The sequence below is a fragment of the Oleiharenicola sp. Vm1 genome (assembly GCF_047777955.1).
Taxonomy (GTDB): Bacteria; Verrucomicrobiota; Verrucomicrobiia; order Opitutales; family Opitutaceae; genus Didemnitutus.
Map to the genome: position 1 here is coordinate 98,405 of NZ_CP180537.1, position 17,092 is coordinate 115,496.

The following is a 17,092-nucleotide window of genomic DNA, read 5'->3' on the forward strand; positions in this document are numbered from 1 at the left end:
GGTTTTCCAAGCGTGCGGTGCGGATTATTCCTCGGTCGCTCCGGCGGCGGGATCGCCGGGCTTGATCGTCGCCTTCTCGAGGACGGCGGCCTTGATCTTTTCCGCCAGCGCGGGGTTCTGCTTCAGCGCGTCCTTCGCGGCTTCGCGGCCCTGGCCGACGAGTTCGCCGTTGAACGCGATCCACGCGCCTTTTTTCTCCAGCACCTTGTGCTCCAGCCCGAGATCGAGCAGCGAGCCGGTGGCGGAGATACCCTCGTCATACATGATGTCGAACTCGCACTCGGTGAACGGCGGGGCGACCTTGTTCTTCACCACCTTGATCTTCGTGCGGTTGCCGATGACCTTGCCGTCGGGTGTCTTCAGCTGGTCCTTGCGGCGGATGTCGAGGCGGATGGACGAGAAGAACTTCAGCGCGCGGCCGCCGGAGGTGGTCTCGGGGTTGCCGAACATGACGCCGATCTTCTCGCGGATCTGGTTGGTGAAGATGCACACGCAGTTCGTCTTCGAGACGACGGCGGTGAGGCGGCGCATGGCCTGCGACATGAGGCGGGCCTGGGCGCCGACGGTGGCGTCGCCCATCTGGCCGTCGAGCTCGGCCTTGGTGGTGAGCGCGGCGACGGAGTCGAGGATGATGACGTCGATGGAGTTCGAGCGGATGAGCGTCTCCATGATGTTGAGCGCGTCTTCGCCGGAGTCGGGCTGGGAGACGAGGAGGTCGTCGAGGTTCACGCCCACGACCTTGGCGTATTTCGGATCGAGCGCGTGCTCGACGTCGATGAAGGCCGCCAGGCCGCCGCGGCGCTGGGCCTCGGCGATGACGCTCAAGCAGAAGGTGGTCTTGCCGGACGACTCCGGGCCGTAGATCTCTTCTCCGGTCTTAGTCTCTGCCATACCTAAGCTTGCCTTGCATAAAAGTAAGATAACTGGGGAAGGGCGCAGGGGAGGGGGCTTTGCCCCCTCCCCGCCCTGAACCGCTTCGGATGGGGGCCCACCGACCGACAATGCTGAAACGGACAATTCTATTGTAAAACGGTCCCGGCATACCATACCTCGATTCGTGATCACAAAAATCACCAAGGTCCTGACGGACTCCGGGCCTGCGGTGGAGCTACCGGTGCTCTTCAGCTCAGCGGGTATTCCCGTCGGTTCGCTGCTAAAGTTCCAGTGCGAGCACCTCACTAAGTCCATGGCGTGGCATCGGAAGCTAGTGCTCCACGTTCGGTTGCTGCTGGAGTTCGCGGAGGCGAACCCATCGCTTTGCCAGAATTCTCCGGTTCTGTTCCAAACGTTCCTAAACAGACTTTCTTTGGGAAGCATCGAGGACGGCTACGACCCTAGCGGCTTGTATTGGATGCCTAAGCAACCGGCTCAAATTCGACAAATCGCTGCAAACCTCACGACCTTCTCGTCTTTTGTTTCGAGACTGAGCCGGACGAGGGAGCTCAATCCGTTACGCGAAGCGGACCCGCATGAGCGGATCTGCGTAATGGCCGCGCGAATGTTCCGCCAAGAACATTCGTTCCTGAAGCACCTCCAGCCCCAAAGTAAGATCTGGCGGGCGGCCGGGACCGTTCGGCACAGTTTCAACAAGCTTCGTCAAACCCCACGCGTGGACGGCAACGCCGTGACGCGATTTCCGTCCGAAAGATTCGGAGATCTCATCCTTAACGGCTTTGCGACCCGCCCTTGGAATTCCGAACCGTGGATGAAGCTGAACGTTCGCGATGTCCTCATCACCCTTTTGCTACATGGTGGTGGCCTTCGGGTTTCAGAGCCCTTCCACATGTTCATTAGCGATGTCGCCCCGGACCCTTTGGATACCACAAAAGCACTCGTTCGCATAGGCCACCCGAGCTGGGGTCTGGTTACTTGGCGCGACTCATCGAACCGCCCCTTAACCACCACCCGCGCAGAGTATCTCGCCAGACACGGTCTACCGCAGCGAGAACTCGTCGCGGGGCCAATGCGCGCCGGCTGGAAGAACCCGGTTTTAGATGGGAAATTTTATCTCGAGGTCCGCTGGGCGCACCCGGGTTATGGCCGATTGTTTCTCAAGCTGTGGGAGATCTACCTTCGCCAGTATCTGTCGCTCCACTCTCCGCCCAACCACCCATGGGCGTGGGTTTCATTTGATCCCAAAACAGAAGGTGCGCCCTTAAAGGTGCAACGCTACATGGACGCCCACGAGCAAGCCGTGCGAAGAATCGGCCTTCAGGCCGGTCGTGAGCACGGAACCAACCCCCACGCACATCGCCACAGCTACGGCTACTGGCTTGAAAGCCTTAAACTGAAGAAAGAGGTAATCCGACGATTCATGCACCATGCATCCGCGTCCTCCCAGGACGTCTACAAACAAGAATCTGACGGTGCGCTGCATGAAGCCCTCGAATCAGGACTCAACCGCCTGCGTGAAACCCCGCCACCTGTGCTCCAGGAAACAGTGAAGCGGACCGACCATGAACTTTTGGAAGCCTCTTTGACCGACAGCCGGCGCACTCGAGATGACTTTATCAAAAACTGGGAGGCCTCGCTAGAGAGGCTGAATCGCATTCAGGAAGAGCGCCACGAATGAATAAGAAACCCAAGAAGGACCCCTATCATTTTACCACAGACGCAACATTCTCGTGGTGTCAAAGGCTCTATGGCGCAAAGTCTGCGGACTGGCAAACGCTGGCTGACGCTTATATGCGGGAGGTTGCTGCGGCGCCAAATGGCTCCTATGGCCCGAGAATTCACACGATAGCTATGTGGATCCGCGGTTATATTGCCGCTAACTCACTCTGGAATCCCAAGGAGCTTCTTGCTCGATCATCAAATCCCAAACCAATCTTTCTACAGGGAAGACACGCCGGCGTGCTTTTCCAACCGAAACCCGCTGGTATCTCGGCCAATAACCGCGTGTGCGACTTCATCGACTGGGTCCTCAAGCACGACCCAGAGGGGCGCTTCGGAGAGTGGGACGACGGAGACTTCGAGCCACACTCCCAATTCAGAAATCCGTTTCCACGAGCAAGCCACACCGGAGTTCCGAAGGTTGCGGAATCTGAGAAGCAGCCGCTGCCGTGGAAGTTCATCTGTAGACTAAAGGGAAAATTAGCCCCGGGCCCCAATTTCAGTGATTGGCAATGGGCGATCAACGCTACGGGAGAGCAAAAAGGAGGAACCCAGTCCGGAGACTGGTTCGAGGTGTACGATCCGAAAATCGCATCCATGATGGACCTCCGCCCCGGCGACCCAGGATATGATCCAGATCTGGTGCTTCGCAAGGTAACCGTCGCCGTCAAGTCTCGGAAGGGCTATGCGGTCGAAAAGTGGAATCCCAAAACAAAGAGCGCCGAGCCCGTGCTGCGTGAAGTCATCCAAGCGTGGTCTCCAGCCCGAGCAGTTGCAATTCTTACCAAATTAGAGATCTGCGCACGCACGTTCCAAGTTCGCATGCTAGACAGTGGCGAAGCTGACGAGATGCGAATCGAATTAGTAGACCCAACAATAACCCATCCTAAAGACATACGATTTAAATGGGCACCCAATCCCAATCGAAAGGTCCTCCTAGCGCGTCTGGAACGGGCAGATAGGCGGCGCGTCTCTCGATCGCAGGGGGCCTTTCGCACCTTCAGTAGTCCCTATGAAGACAACGAGCTAACCGGAATCTTCTTCAACACCAATAAAACCGGTGATATTGGGAAAGACGCGAGCGAATTTGGATATTTCGTTCCGTGGCAGCACTCGGTCCTTCTTCGTTGGCTGATAAAATTACGCAACTGGCAAGAGCGATATAATCCGATCAAATGCCCGACGCTGTGGCGGGATGCCGAGCCTCGCCATATCGGCCAAGTTCTAAGTCCGGCTAAGCAAAACATGCTTCCGCCGACCTGCTTTTTGTTTCGTGACGCGAGCGCGCTCAACAGGCCCTCGGGAAAGGTTTCCCCTTCCAAGTGGTCGGAAAAAGACCACTCGATGCCAATCGCGAAGCGCTCCCTCGATTCGCTATGGGGTAAGCTTCTTTTCGATTTCACAAAAGACCTGGCTGAATCAGGCGAAACTGTCGGCGGAGCACCGATAAACCTAATAAAGCGTGTTAGTGAACGCAGCAATGATGTCACAACTAAGCACCCATTGCATTCGATTCGCGTGTCCCTCCTTAGCGCATTAGCCTTTGAGGGCAACGTCCCAATAACTATATTAATGAAGCTTGCTGGTCACAGCAGCATCATAATGACACTTCTCTATACCAAACTCAATGCCGCGTTGTTGAACCACGAGATGGACCGCGCCATCAAATGCCTCAATGAAGACAAGGAGCAAAATTATGTCCGCTGGCTAGCACAACAAAAAGTAGAGGATTTGACCAAGTCTCTCGTTCTTCTCGACCCCGATTCGGCGCGATCAGTTCTTCACGACAATCCACGCGACCGAAGCGCTCACACGTGGACCCGGGTCCACGATGGCTGGTGTCTCGCGGGCGGAAACACACTTCCTAGAAGCGGAAATCGCCAAGTCCCCGGCTGCTACAACGGCGGGCTGCGGCTACCCGTCTCTGGCGGAAAATCCAACGACATCAGAGAATCCGTTCCGCCGAGACGATGTGCAGAGCATCGGTGCCGGTGGCTTTGCACGGGCCCCGCCTTTTTAGACGAATTGCGCGCCAAATTTTCGACAAAGGGCGTTCTACTGGCAGACCTCGAACGCATCAGAGATGACACCGAAAAGAAGCTGAACGCCACGAAAGACGAGCGATACGACGCCGAGCGCGCGGGCAGGCCGTTCGACTCAAGCGAGCTTGAGCGCATCGAGTCCCTGCTTGAAAAGCAAGAAACCGATGTCTTCCGCGTCTCCCAAGAGATGACCAACGTATTCTACGTAGTGGGGCGCTGCTTGGAAGTCCTACGAACCACTGACGGCCCGGATCATCGTGAAAAGCTCATCGCATTGGGAACGATAACAGATATCAAAGCGACCATCGAGCAGGTGGACTCGGAGTTGCTTGCCGCGTCTGGCGTGTGCCTTGACGCCGAGTTATATCCGGAACTCGAGTCGGACGCGACCAGTGCAATTTATCGCCGGAGTCAGCTGCTAGACATGGTTCGCTTGCGAGAGCGGGGCCAAGTGCCACTTCTTGTGTTCGATAGGCGTCTACAGCTTGAGGTTGGAAACAGAATAACCGAGCAGATAATTCGGGCTCAAGAAGCGGAGCTCCGCGCAGCAAATCGGGCCGTGCCACAAGGAAAACTCGAGATACTTAGGATCGCGCTCGACCAAGTGGAATCGTCTATTCAACAGCGACAGGAACTCCCCCTTTTCCTGAAAGATGCCCTGCGGGCGGAAAGCGTTCCAACACACAACAAAACAGCGAAGGCAATCACGACATGACACCAACGCATCCTGATTTGGTCTTAAAAGGGCTGCTCGAAGGGAAAGCAAACCAGCGATACGTCCGGAACATGCGAATCTTACAGGAGGTTTGCCGCGAATTGAACAAGGTAAGCCCGCCTGATTTTTCCCAAGCAACGATCGGACGGATGACCGCCTCGAGGGGAGGGCCGAGCCTCAACACACTTTACTCGCCCAAAGGAAAACATTTTCGGGATTTGATCAACGCATGGATTAAGTGGGCTGGCATCGAAAAGGCTCGTCCGATCAAACAGCAGGATGGTGCCTCAGAAGAAGCGGAAATTCTCAAGCGCGTTTCAGACCCCGCGATCAGATCATATATTGGGCTGGTCATTGCCGAGCGGCGACGGCTTAGGGTTGAAGTAAATGCGCTCAAGCAGCTAACAAGAGGAACTCCGGTGATAGACATGCGAACGCAGTCCAACCGCCCTTCCTCATCAGGAACAAACGTCAGTCTAACAACGGACGAGCGCGAGACGCTAGAGAGCATAGTCGACCCCGCATGGCTGGCTGCACGCGGCCTACGCGAAGGAGACCGGGGTGAGTTGATCGGCAACGCAGGCAGCCAGCTGCTAGGACGCGGCGCTCTCCCCGGAATCCGGAAACTTCTATCGGCCTCTTCGGTGCCGGGCAGTGGAACAAAGACGCTCCGTTCCAATTTTGACACGGCGAGTCGCACCGATGGCGGAATCCCTGCATAGTCGCGAATTCAGCGTCAGCGCACAGCGCTTGCTGCCAGGCTAACTCATCTCGATTCAAATAAAACGGCAACGCTTACACGAAGGGCAGAGGCAATCGCGATAATCTCGAAATCGCGTAGGAATTTCTTCCCCGATTCGATTCTGGAAACAGTCGGGCGATCCATTGGAACGCCATTAAGCGTCGCGCGCGCGGCAAGATCCGCCTGCGAGACGCTCGGCTTCAGCCGCAATCGGAGTGCCCTAATTCTCCCGCCTAGGATATTACGTCCTCTAGTCGTTTGGGAATTTTTACGCGGTGCCACTTTGACACCTTGACCCTAACATTTTTTCTCCGCACAAGGGTGTCAGTCTGACACCTTGCATACCCAAGACCGTTGTATTTTTCCTGACGCTATTTTCGTTGGCTGGAACTCTCCGTGGTCAGCCACGAACCGCGCTCCAAGTCTGGCGCGGCGTGACTGATTCGGGTCCCCTGCTGGTTGAGATTTGGGAGGGCCCGGCCAGGAACCAGTCAATACTCTTGGTTAAAGATCTAACCAACCCTCCTCGAAGGCACACCATAACTATCGTCGTAGCGCCATGGTATCTCGAAACGAAAGCCGAAGTATCCTTCTTGCTCGCCGAAACAGCTGAGTCCGCGACCACCTACGCCAGAAATCCTCGTATTGTGGCCGCGATTCACAAGGATGGGTCACTGCTGCTATTTTGTTTCGGTTCGATGACCCTGAATCCTCATTACCTGTTGAAGTCCTCGCCCCAGTAGCCCGATCAGCTCCGACGCGCCCCACCACCGCAGCTGCAGAGGCGGTCGTAGTCCGTTGGCCTGTATTTTTTACGTCTGTATGGATGTAGCCTGAGAGTCGAAACAGATTCATCCCTAAACAGCGACAATCCATCCCTTCAAAATTACAGCTACAATCGCGGTCGGGGCTCGGACTGACTATGTCCTAGGTCTCGGCATATCATCAGTGCCATGAAGAGATGCCAACGACCCAAGCGACCATTTGAGGGATTGATCCCGTGGCTGGTAGAGGTCTCCGACTTGCGTCGATACCTTGGACGAGCGGTCGACCGTTGTGAACGTGGTGGCACCGTGTTTTTCTATCACAGACGGCGAACGGGACCGGAAAAGGGGCAGAAGCATCTCTTGGCGCTTGTGCCTTACGGTCTTGATGAGAAGGACCGCATGTTTATATTCGCGAGGTTTCACATGGGGCAGCACAAGACCGTCAAACTTGCTGCAATTAAGCAGCGGCGTGTCCTGGCGATGGCGCGTAGTCGCAAGTGATGTGTGAGCGCCCCTACAGCTAACTCCTCCGCTTACCGAACTGATCTCGGCCCATCCCCAGACTTTAATACGACACTGGTCCAACTCTCCGGAAAAGGATCAGCCCAAACATCTCCGCCGGCACGGTGAAACCGAATACGAAAATATGCCTGAGCAACCGGAGCCAACGCCAAAGGTCTTCGGCCTGCTCACCCCAAGCGAAAGGCGTCGCCTCGACGCATGTCTGGTGGCTGAAATCGGCAGGCTCGAGCGCGACCCCTTAAATCTTCGACTCACGCTTGCCGGGCACCTTGGCTTTCTAACCTACCCCAATGTCTCTTACTCCTTACCTACCTCTCGTCCTGCAGGCGGCCTCGGTTCTCCGTGAGCCTGCCAAAGCGCTAGCCAACCACGCCCTAAAAGACGTCTACGAAGTCGTAAAAGCAAAACTCAAAGCTCGCTTTGCCAGCAAGCCAGACGCTACCGATGCTCTCGAAAAAGCGACAGCCAAACCCGATTCGCCTGCTCGCTTGGAAGTCCTTGTCGAGGAAACCGAAGGCGAAGACATTTCGGATGACTTGGAACTCGTTCATCTCCTCAAGCACCTTGCCACGCTTCTCCCGGCCAGTCCGAAAATCAACGTGCGCGTCAGCGGACGAGGGCACCGGGTTGCCGTCGCTGGGCGAGACGTAAACATCGCCGAAAAGCACGTCACGCGCCACACCCTCCAAACTGACGAATCACACCTTTCCGAAACGCAGAAAGCGAAGATTCAGGAACTGGTGAAGGATCTCGCCGAACGTCTCGCGGGCGACGATGGTGAACCAAACTATGCGGCTGCGCAGGTCCGCCTGAAGAGCCATTTCCAGGTCACAAGCTATCACCTCATACCCGCCGCTCGCTTCGAGGAAGCCGTTTCATACCTAAAGCAGCAGCGGGCCATGAACCACGCGCGGCTACGTCGCGGGAATCCTGTCGCTTACCGGAATGGCTTCTACACAGGCATCTGGGCACGAGCGAAGTCGCTTGGTTGGGGTAAGCCCCAGGTTTATGCGTTCGCCCATGCGAAACTCGACCTGCCCAAGCCTATCACCTCGTTGCGCTCCCTGGGACCCAACCAACTGAAGTGGCTGGCCGAGGCGATACAGCGAGAAGAGCACAAAGTCCGCTGACGCGATGCCGCCATCCTTTTTCAAATATCGAGCATGGACCCCAACGCTCAAACGCCAGCCAGATGGCGGCGGCGCGGCAACGAACTACACCGAACAGCTTCTGACTAACCACAGCCTTTTTTGCCAGAACCCCCGCGCCTTCGATGATCCGCATGACGGACACACCGGGGCAGTCCCAACGGGAGGACCGCACGACCTTGATCGCTTCGTTCTCGAAAACATGATTCCGGTCGTGCTTGCGTCGAAGAAGCACGGCTTTTCGAGCATGACCCAGCTGGTCACCTCAGATTCTCCGGAGGCAAGGGCTGCACGTCGAAGCCTCGCTGGACAGACGTTCCGACGGTCGCTCTTCGTCTGCAGTCTGTCTGCGGTAGGAGACCACGACCTGATGTGGACATTCTATGCTGATCAGCACCGCGGCATCTGTCTCGATTTCGATGGCCGGCATCCGTGTTTCGCGGCGGCTAAAGAGGTCAAATATGGGGCCGTTCCGCCTCGGGAATCCGACGACTTCGAGGATCGGCTGCTGCACAAATCATCGGCTTGGGAATTTCAACGGGAATGGCGCGTGCTGAGTGACAGTCGCACCTTTGGTTTCCCGCCCGAAGCGCTGAAGCGAATCATTCTGGGATACCGATTTCCCGAGCAGCACTTTGAGCCCTTGGTCGCAATACTCACGCGTGGCGGCTATCGCGTTGTGATTGATAAAATGCAGAGACGGCCCAACTCCTACGAACTCCTTCCGACCACTCGCGGCGAAATCAGTTCGCGAAGTTAGCCAGTCGCTGTTTCAGTTCGCGGATTAGCGGTGTGATTGCGCTTTCTGGAAACGGCGACACTCCCATCTGACTCGCCGGCACTGGTTTCGGCAGAGAGCCTGAACTTGGTCGCGCGGAGCCTTTCTTCGCATTCCCCCAGCTCATCGTAGCGAACGCGTATCACCACTCCGCCCGACTCAATCGTCCATGCACACATATGCCAGCGCCAAGCCCGCGGGTAACCTATCCGAGCCAAGCCGCGCCCAGCACCCTAAGCGAAGTGCGAGGCAAAAGCGCGCAGTCCGGAAGACCTGCAAGTGGACGCGGCACCGCCTACCAGCTCAGCACCGCAGACCCCACGCTTGTGACGGTGCCGCAGGATCCCGACTGCCGCCACTGGTCTTGTGCGGTGGCGGGTTCCGCGTGGAGCCCTCATGTGCAACGGGCTTCAGGTGTCGTGCCGCCAGCCGGCAAATTCGGGATTGCACCGCCGTGATGCCCCGCAAGTTTTGGCACGGGCCACCTTCAGCGATTTTCGCATGCACCCCTACCATGGCCCGACTCAACTTTCTGCGCGTGGCGTTCTTCATCCGAACGCTTTTGGCCTCCGGACGATCCGGAATTTGAAATTGGGATTGTGACCCTGAGTGCCCGGTCATTTACCTGACGATTGCCCTCACTCCTTTCTCCTTTGACGCCCGCCGCCCCTGTAGCTGATCCCTCGATTTCTCGGCCTGCGGAACCCATCAGCGATCGGTTTCTGTTTTCCGGGCACCAGACCTTTGCCCTGCGCATTCCGTGGCTGCCCAAGGCCGCCGACGCGATCGGCCAGGGAATCGATCCCTTCGCCGATCCCCGCAAGGGTATGGAGTTGCTTGGCATCGGGAAGAACATGGTCGAAGCGCTTCGCTGCTGGGTGGAGCTCTACGGAGTCGCGGCCTTTGATGCCTCCGGACGTAATCCAAAACTGACGGAATTCGGCGAAATCGTTTTTGGCGCCCGCGGCACGGACCCGTATTTGGAGGACGAACGCACGCTCTGGCTCCTGCACTGGAACGGCACCACCAACCGCGAACGCCGCTTCTTTGCGTGGCATTGGGTGTTCAACCTCCACGCCGAATTCGAGTTCAGTTACGAGGAGGCGCTGCGCGCGTTTCGCGCGCACGCGGCTGGACTGCCCAAGCCGCTTTCCGACACGACGCTGCGGCAGCACCTCGACGTCTTCCTCGGCACATACGTTCAAGCCACGGCACCGCTCTCCGGCGTCGTAGCGGAGGACCTCCTCGAGAGTCCGCTGGCCGTCCTCGGCTTCATTCGGGAAGGAGAACCCCGTCCCGGCTCTCATGGCAAGGACCTGACCTATTCGCTCGACCACGGACGCAAGCCCGGTCTCAGCGACGCCGTGTTCCGCTATTGCCTTCACGCGTGCTGGCCGGACGTCGGCCGCAACGACCGCACCTGCAGCTACCGCCAGCTCGGTCACGCCATCAACAGCCCGGGGCGGGTCTTCCGTTTGGGCGAAGGTGACTTGTACGAGCGGCTCCAACGCCTAGTGGCGACCTGGCCCAAGGAGTTTGCCTTGGCTGAGAGCAACAATCAGCGGCAACTGGAGCGCCAGCCCGGTGCTCCCAAATCCGCCAGCATCCTGCGCGACGTTTACCGAGAGAACTGATATGCCGCAGCCTCACTCCGATCGATCGGGTCCTTCCGCGCGGGCGAAGATCTCGTCGCTGTTTCACGTGCGGCCCGGGTTCCTCCGCTCCGTCAACGTTGCGCTCGACTACGACGATCCGCATTCCAGCCGCGATTACGTGGTGACCGGTTTCGGGGCCGAGCTGTTTCGCCGCCTCGCACCCGCCTTGCGCGCACACTCGAGCGAACGTGCCTGGCGCCTTACGGGCGACTATGGCTCCGGCAAGTCCGCCTTCGCGCTCTGTTTCGCGCGGATCGCCGCGGGCGAGAAAGGGCAGCTTCCGCCCGAACTCCGACAATTCATCCCATCCGGCCGACGCCTGGAGCCGGTGCTCGTGTGTGGCACGCCCGAACCGCTGGAAGCCAGCATTCGCAAGGGTCTCGCCGCGCTTCGCCAGCGCGTGTTTCGCAAAGTGCCAAAAGCTTTGGAGCGCGTTGAACCCGGCATCACCGGACTCCTCGCCCTGATCGACGCCCACGGCGAAGCCCTCCGCCAAGAGCGCCTCGCCGATGGTCTGGTGCTTGTGCTGGACGAACTCGGCCAAAATCTCCGTCACGCCGCCATTCACTCCGCGGGCGAAGACATCTCTTTGTTGCAGCTCTTGGGCGAGCGTGCGGACCGCAGTGGCGCCAAGCCACTCGTGGTTCTCGCTATGTTGCACCAAGGTCTCAGTACATACAGTGCGGACCTCGATGTCGCGGCGCGGCGGGAATGGGAAAAGGTTGCCGGACGCTTCAAGGAAATCGTTTTCGCGCAGCCCACCGAGCAAGTCATCACCTTGGTCACGGAAATGCTCGGCATTCGCGTGCCCGACCTTCCGCCCAGCGCGCGCCAGCACGCCGAGAAAGCCATGCGGCAGGCGACCCACGTCGGGCTCTACGGCGCCGCGCCCGCCGAAAAATTTCTCATCGCGATCGCGCCGCGCCTTTATCCGCTGCATCCCACGGTCTTTCCCGTGCTGGTCAAATTGCTCCGGCGTTTTGGGCAGAATGAACGCTCGCTCGTGGGCTTCCTCAGTTCGCACGAACCGCATGGCTTCCGCGAGTTCGCCGACGCCCGGGGGATTGGCAGTCATTTCTATCAACTCTCGCACCTCTACGATTATTTCAAAGCTAACCTCGCCGGAGGCCTGCTGAACGGCCACGCGGCCCAGTGGGAAGTGATCGACGCAGCGGTGGCGCAAGCCCGGGACAGCGGCGACACCGACCTCGCAGTGCTCAAGTCGATTGGTCTGCTGAACCTCATCAACGACCCGAGCTTGGTGGCCACCGAAGGACTGCTGCGCGCGGCCGTTGACGCTCCGGATACCCCGGCGACGATTCATCGTCTGCACAAGGATGCTTCGATCATTCACGAACGTGGCCACGCGCGAGGCTTCGCTCTCTGGCCGCACAGCAGCGTCAACCTCGATGCCGCATTGGAACAGGCCGACACCGCGCTTGCGCACCAATCGGTCACCGCGCGAACGATCGCCGCGATGCTGCCGCTGCGCTCCGTTGTCGCCCGCCGTCACTACATCGAGACGGGCAATCTGCGACATTTCTCCGTCCACTACCTCGACCTGGCGAGTTTCCGTGACGGCTTGAAAACCAAGCTGCCGGAAACCGTCGGCGCCGACGGACAAATTCACGTGGTCGTGACCAACGATGCCCGCGAAGTGGCGGAAGCGGTCACACTGATAACCGGCCCGCGCTCTCCGCTCGGCCCCCTGGTGTTCGTGGGCATTTCGTCTCCGGCTACCCGCGGCATCGACATCGTCCGCGAACTCAACCGCTGGCACTGGATCCAGAAGAACCTGCGGGAGCTCACCGGCGACAACTACGCCCGCGCGCACGTCCAGCGCGAGATCAAGCGCGGACGAAACGCGCTGGAGAAAGAACTCGACCATCTGGTGCAGCTCCGCTCCGGCGAGGGCGGCACCTTGGCTTGGTACGAGCAGCGCGGGGCTCTCGCCGGCGCGGCGGCCCGCTCAATCGTGCGACATCTCAGCACGCGCTGCACCGAGGAATTTTCAGAATGTCCGCGCGTGGCGAATGAATTGATCAACCGCCGCGTCACGAGCTCGGCCGCTTCGCGCGCCCGCTCCCTCTTGATCGAAGCCATCGCCACGGCCGGCGATCGAGAGAACTTGGGCTTCGACCCGGACAAGAATCCGCCGGAGTTCGCGATCTATCTCAGTGTGATCAAAGCGGGACGCTTGCACGTGAAGACTCGCGACGGCTGGCGTTTCCGGACCGTGGCGGAGCTGCGCAGCGATGATCCCTTGCGGCTTGCGCCGAGTCTCCAACGAATCCACGAGCTGCTCGTAAAAGCGGACGTCGGCCGCTGCTCCGTCCCGGTACTCTTCGCTGCGCTCCGCGTCGCGCCCTACGGCGTCCGCGACGGATTCCTCCCGCTGCTCCTCGCCGTCTACCTCGCTGGCCAATGGGACCAGACCGCGATCTACGAAGACGGAACTTTCGTCGAAAAACCCGGCAGCAACCTCTTCCAGCGCCTGACGAAAGAGCCGGAAGCCTTCCATCTTCAGCACTGCTCCGTGCGCGGCGTCCGGCGCGAACTGATCAACGAAGTCGCCACCGTCCTGGACTTCGCTGCCTCCGAACGGCCGGAGGTGCTTCAGATCGTGCGACCGCTGATGCAATTCGTCGGTCGGTTGCCCGAGTACAGCCTGTTGACGGACCGTCAGCTTTCCGCGGCCACCCGCCGGGTGCGCGCTGAATTCCTCAAAGCGCGCGAACCCGCGACGCTGCTGTTCGACGCGCTGCCCCGCGCCCTGGGCTTCCCCTCGTTCTTGGCTGAGACGACTCGGGCCACGGTCGCCGATGCCCGCCGCTTCTCCGAGGAACTCGACGCCTGCGTGATCGACCTACGCGAATCCTATGCGCGTTTGGTTCAACGGGTGGGGGATGCGATTCTCGCCGCATTCCATTTCGAAGGGACCGTGCCCGAGTTCCGGGCGCAATTTGCCTCCCGCCTGACCGCCGTGCGCCATGCGCTCACCGATCGCGAGCTCAAGGTCTTTGCCGATCGCGTCGGCGACCCGGGCTTGCTGGACCTAGCGTGGACGGAGTCCGTGGCGACCTACGTTGCGAACAAAGCTCCCGAACGTTGGCGCGACAGCGACGAGGACGAATTCCACCAACGCCTCGTGGCGTTTGCTAGCCGGTTCGAGCGCACAGAGGCGGTCGGCTTCAATGGCAAGGCCGTGGCGCCGGAGAAGCTCGGCCGCGCCGTCCGTTTCACGCTGACGCGTCCCACCGGTCACGAGGTTGATCGCGTGATTCACTGGACGCCACGCGATGACGCGACCGTGGAGAAGGCCAAAGACGAGTTGAAACGCTTGCTGGCCCGCCACGGTGCGGCCGGCATGGCCGCCGCCGCCCAATTTGTTTGGGAAACCCTTGAAAGTGAAAAGTCCCGCGCCCCCGACCATGGCTGATACGTCCACGCCCCCGCTCAAGCATATCCTCAGTCTCTCAGGTGGCAAGGACAGCGCCGCCCTCGCGATCTACATGCGCGACCGTGTTCCGGACATGGAATACATCTTCCACGATACGGACAAGGAGCTGCCGGACACCTACGAGTATCTGGGGCGACTGGAAGCGTATCTCGGCAGAAAGATCATCCGAACCAATTTCGGAACGACTTTCGATCACCTGCTCCGCACCAAGGGAGGCATGCTCCCGTCCAATCACCGGCGCTGGTGCACCGAGTATATGAAGCTCGCGCCCTTCGAGGCGTATGTGGGCGACGGTCCCTGCGTCAACTACGTCGGCATTCGCGCGGACGAGAAGCGGGTGGGGTATATCAGCCACAAGCCGAACATCAAAGCGGTGTTCCCGTTCATCGAAGACGGCATCGATTACACCGGGGTGCTCGACATCCTCAATCGGTCCGGGCTAGGCTTGCCGCCCTTCATGACTTGGGGGCGCAGCCGCTCGGGCTGCTTCTTCTGCTTCTACCAACAAAAGATCGAGTGGGTTCGGCTCCGCCGCAAATACCCCGAGCTCTACGAACAGGCCAAAGCCTACGAGAAGCCCAACCGCACCAACGGTAACATTTTTTACTGGTGCAACGACGAGTCGCTCACCGACCTGGAACAACCCGAACGCATGGCGGAAATCGAGAGGAACTGGGAGAAGAAGCAGGAGCGGTTGAAGAGCCAGCCCAAGAACGTCCCTTTGATTTCCACGTTGGGTGGGCGGGCGCATGAGGCCCAGCAAGAGAGCGCTTGCTTGATCTGCCAATTGTAGCCGCCATGGACACAACCGCTGCCGAATCATTCCTGCGTTTTTTGCGCGAGTACGGCCCGACGATTCGGCAGACGAGCATGTATCATGAGGAAATCGATGAGTTCGCCGCCGAACTCAAGGTGACGAGCCTCGACTTCGAGCATCCGGCCAAGATCAAACTGCGGCAGCATTTTGAGCCCAACGAAGGCCGCCTGAGTAATCTGATCCTCACGGGCACCGCCGGCGATGGGAAGAGCCGCATCCTCTACGAAGAGTGGCGCGCCCTCGGCGGCGATGAGGTCTTCCTGGTCGAACGACGGGAACACGGCGAACTCACGGCCCCGGTGGACGGGAAGCCCCGTCATTTCCATTTCATTTTCGACCTCAGCAAATGCATTCCCGACAAAGGCAAGGCGTGGCGGTCGGACCAGATCGCATTGCTGGAGGCCTGGAGCGCGGCCTTGCTCGGCCAAAACAGCACCGTGTTCGTTGTCGCCGCCAATGACGGCAAACTGTTGCAGGCTCTGCGCGGTTTGCTCGCCGAGCAGCCGAGTTCACCCGTCGGCCAAATCGTGAAAGAAGTGGAGGACATGCTGGCCGCAAAACGCAGCACGTCGTCGCAACTCGCCGTCGCCTTGTTGGACCTGAGCAGTGTCAGTAGCGCCGAAACTCTCGATCGTGCTCGCGCGGCGCTCCTCGAGCGTCCCGAATGGGCCTGTTTCGAAACCGCCAGCTCCGACCCGGCTTTCGGCCCGGATTCACCGCTGCGTCGCAACTGGGAGATCCTGCACAACCCGCAGTTTCACCGCCGGCTGCGCGCTCTGATCCAGCTCTGCGATGTGAACGGGTTCCATATCTCGGTCCGGGAAATCATCACGCTCCTTGTCAACGCGCTGCTCGGGCATCCACGCGCCGCCGAACGGGTGATGACCGTGGACGAGATCCGGCAGTTCGCCACCCCCGGCGAGGCGCTGCGCGGGAGCATCTATCGCAATATTTTCGGCGAGAACCTGAAAGAGGAACGACGTCAGGACTTCCAGGTTTACGGCTACCTGAATTATTTCCGGGTCGGCCTTGAAACTTCGAACCTGATCGACGAGCTGATTCTCTTTGGCCGCGATCTGCCCGCGCTCGTAAGCGCCTACCAACGCTTGGTGGTAGATCCCACGGGCCGGGACGGGGTCAGCGCCGTCTTCGAGTCCCTCCGCCGCGATTACCTGGAAGCGGAAGATTTTGACGACAGCAAACGCGAGGAGTTCATGGGCGAGCTTGCGCAGCAGCGCCGTCGCCTGTTCTTCCGCATTCCGGATGCCGAATCCAACGCCTTCGATCCCTGGCGGCTGACCGTTTTCCAATACGCCGGCCGGTTTATCGCGAAAGTCCTCGACCCCTTACGGGCCGGACAGGCACCCGACGATGCGACTCTGGAGACGTTGGTTCGCGGCCTTAATCGCGTCTGGAGCGGAATGCTCTTCGATGAGGGCAACAAGCTCTTCCTCACCAGCGGACTCGACTTCACGTCGGCCAGGATCAGTCGGCTTGCGTTGCACGCGGTTCCGATCAGCGAGGATCTCTCCGGCGACAAGGTGGAAATCGTGCTAAACGATCGCGAGCAGCCGGAGCTGCGGGTGCACCTTCTCGGCGGTGCTTTCGTTTCCTATCGCCTCGATCTGATGCGCTTCGAATTCTTGATTCGTGTCGCCGAAGGCGCGCTCCCCAACAGCTTCTCCCGGGAATGCTACGAGGACGTGATCAATTTCAAGGGTCTGCTGCTCGGGCGGGTGCAAGCGGCCATGGCGAAGCGTGACATTCGCCAATTCAAGTACCTCACCGCGGGCCCCTCCGGCCAGCCGGTGGAGCAAACCATCAATCTCTAGC

The 17,092-nt window shown here is 59.3% G+C and carries 11 protein-coding genes; 9 read left to right on the forward strand and 2 right to left on the reverse strand.

The genetic code is table 11. The features are described 5' to 3' along the window. Positions 1-24: 24 nt before the first annotated feature. Positions 25-1,047: a recombinase RecA gene (gene recA, locus ACMYLB_RS01260; RefSeq protein WP_415911135.1), complete on the reverse strand. Its 1,023-nt coding sequence runs from the start codon at positions 1,045-1,047 to the stop codon at positions 25-27. 10 nt (positions 1,048-1,057) lie between these two features. Between recA and gmtY the strand changes: the two genes are divergently transcribed. Genes gmtY through gmtX form a run of 3 tightly spaced genes read left to right on the forward strand, consistent with a single transcriptional unit; the run spans position 1,058 to position 6,092 of the window. Next, positions 1,058-2,572 carry a gamma-mobile-trio recombinase GmtY gene (gene gmtY / locus ACMYLB_RS01265; protein ID WP_415909179.1) on the forward strand — a complete coding sequence of 505 codons (1,515 nt, stop codon included), beginning with the start codon at positions 1,058-1,060 and terminating at the stop codon, positions 2,570-2,572. After that, positions 2,569-5,370: a VPA1269 family protein gene (locus ACMYLB_RS01270; protein WP_415909180.1), complete on the forward strand. Its 2,802-nt coding sequence runs from the start codon at positions 2,569-2,571 to the stop codon at positions 5,368-5,370. Before gmtY ends, ACMYLB_RS01270 begins: the two co-directional genes overlap by 4 nt. Next, positions 5,367-6,092 carry a gamma-mobile-trio protein GmtX gene (gene gmtX, locus ACMYLB_RS01275; protein ID WP_415909181.1) on the forward strand — a complete coding sequence of 242 codons (726 nt, stop codon included), beginning with the start codon at positions 5,367-5,369 and terminating at the stop codon, positions 6,090-6,092. The genes ACMYLB_RS01270 and gmtX overlap by 4 nt, the downstream gene beginning before the upstream one ends. A 44-nt stretch (positions 6,093-6,136) precedes the next feature. Here the strand turns inward: gmtX and ACMYLB_RS01280 are convergent, their stop codons facing one another. After that, a complete protein-coding gene (locus ACMYLB_RS01280) occupies positions 6,137-6,394 on the reverse strand; it encodes a helix-turn-helix domain-containing protein (protein ID WP_415909182.1) in 258 nt (85 codons plus the stop codon). A gap of 1,297 nt (positions 6,395-7,691) precedes the next feature. On the opposite strand from ACMYLB_RS01280, the gene ACMYLB_RS01285 reads away from it, so the two are divergent. The 6 genes from ACMYLB_RS01285 (at position 7,692) to ACMYLB_RS01310 (ending at position 17,091) form a co-directional block, all read left to right on the forward strand. Next, the gene (locus tag ACMYLB_RS01285) at positions 7,692-8,531 is read left to right on the forward strand and encodes an ORF6C domain-containing protein (protein ID WP_415909183.1); all 840 of its coding nucleotides are present in this window, start codon (positions 7,692-7,694) and stop codon (positions 8,529-8,531) included. A 4-nt stretch (positions 8,532-8,535) separates the two neighbouring features. Continuing rightward, positions 8,536-9,309, forward strand: coding sequence for a DUF2971 domain-containing protein (locus ACMYLB_RS01290; RefSeq protein ID WP_415909184.1), 774 nt, complete (start codon positions 8,536-8,538; stop codon positions 9,307-9,309). Between the two features lie 671 nt (positions 9,310-9,980). Continuing rightward, positions 9,981-10,961: a DUF4007 family protein gene (locus ACMYLB_RS01295; protein WP_415909185.1), complete on the forward strand. Its 981-nt coding sequence runs from the start codon at positions 9,981-9,983 to the stop codon at positions 10,959-10,961. 1 nt (position 10,962) lies between these two features. Then, on the forward strand, positions 10,963-14,421 hold the full coding sequence (locus tag ACMYLB_RS01300) for a hypothetical protein (protein ID WP_415909186.1): 3,459 nt from the start codon (positions 10,963-10,965) through the stop codon (positions 14,419-14,421). Beyond that, a complete protein-coding gene (locus ACMYLB_RS01305; RefSeq protein ID WP_415909187.1) occupies positions 14,414-15,235 on the forward strand; it encodes a phosphoadenosine phosphosulfate reductase family protein in 822 nt (273 codons plus the stop codon). The genes ACMYLB_RS01300 and ACMYLB_RS01305 overlap by 8 nt, the downstream gene beginning before the upstream one ends. Positions 15,236-15,240: 5 nt before the next feature. Beyond that, positions 15,241-17,091, forward strand: coding sequence for a hypothetical protein (locus ACMYLB_RS01310; protein ID WP_415909188.1), 1,851 nt, complete (start codon positions 15,241-15,243; stop codon positions 17,089-17,091). Position 17,092: the final 1 nt, after the last annotated feature.